Annotated in this window: 1 protein-coding gene and 1 pseudogene; both read left to right on the top strand. The window is 42.9% G+C overall.

The genetic code is table 11. From position 1 onward, the window contains the following. Positions 1 to 363 (top strand): annotated as a pseudogene (locus I8752_RS36690) (ExeA family protein); the annotation flags it as partial. Between the two features lie 463 nt (positions 364 to 826). After that, on the top strand, positions 827 to 1,376 hold a 550-nt coding region (locus tag I8752_RS36685), incomplete at its 3' end, for an ISAzo13-like element transposase-related protein (protein ID WP_422615227.1).

Raw genomic sequence — 1,376 nt, 5'->3', positions numbered from 1 at the left:
GTATCTGAATGTACTGCGGATGATACTTCTATTAGTGACATCCTAGAGGCCTCTGCTATTGAATTACTTGCTGCGAGGCTGAGAACTCCACTACAAATCGAACAACATTTGACACTAGCTTTAGAGGCTGCGTACCGAGTTGCAGTCAAGCCTGTGACTGCGGTGATTATTGAGTCAGTGCTGTCGAAGCTTCTTGACGATTTGGAACCAACTCTCACCCGACATGGCTATAACGTGAGGGACTTGGCGGAACAGTTCAATGCCAAACCGGCTGAAATTAAGTTGTTGTTTCGTGGTCAACTTGACCCAACGCGTGCGCGTGAATTGCAGGAGCAAATGTTGGCGGCGGGGCTGCCACTTTGAGTCAATTGAAAGTGCAATCCGATGTAGGTTCATTTATAGTTGCAAATAATCCTGGCTCAAACCGATGATTGCAGGTTGGTTGCATTTAATCCTGGCTCAGTTGCAATTAATCCTGGCTGAAGCGCAATTATAGTTGCAAATAATCCTGGTTTGTAAATGTCTTGATTGCAGGTTTGAGCGATTAGCATTGCAGGTCGCTACATATATGTGTTGTTTTTTGTGTTTGGGATGGCGTTGGTGCAATTGGAATCTTTGACAGTGAAACAGCGACGGCTCTACCAAATGCACTCTTAAAAGCCTCGCCCAGTGTCGGTAATTCTGTTGTTATTTTGTCGTACCAAAGCGATTTGCACTGTATTAATGCAGATTCACCATCATAATCACGTAAGGCATCATGTAAAAATAAATTAAACAATTTTCTAAATAGTTAGACAATCATAATGTAATCAAATTACAGCGTTAAATGTCTAATAACCAGGAAATCAAAAGCATTCAAGGCAAGTACGATTTGTTATCGCCTTATTTGAACGAGAAAACACGGCGTATCTGGGCAGCAATTGAAGCCCAAAGCTTGGGGTGGGGAGGTATCAGCCAGGTTGCGCTCGCAACTGGACTATCCCGGACTACAATCCATGCGGGGATAAGGTTATTGTTAGACGCTTCGGAGGAAGAAACCTCGAATGGCGATAGTAATCGAATTCGTTCGTCAGGTGCTGGACGTAAACTACTGGAAGAAAAAGACGCGATGCTGCTATCAGATTTAGAATCGTTGATTGAACCAGTAACGCTGGGAGATCCAGAATCGCCTCTAAAATGGACTTCTAAAAGTGTAGTGAAACTAGCTGAGGCATTAAACATTGGTGGACATAGGACTAGTCCTAAAAGTGTTTACAACTTACTTGAATCACTTGGTTACAGCTTACAATCAAATCGTAAAACCCGTGATGGCTTATCTCATCCAGATAGAGACGACCAGTTTTTACATATTTCCAACCAAGTCAAGCACTTTCAAT

It is taken from the genome of Dendronalium phyllosphericum CENA369 (assembly GCF_016056275.1).
Classification (GTDB): domain Bacteria; phylum Cyanobacteriota; class Cyanobacteriia; order Cyanobacteriales; family Nostocaceae; genus Dendronalium; species Dendronalium phyllosphericum.
This window is presented reverse-complemented; position numbering and strand designations above follow the sequence as displayed.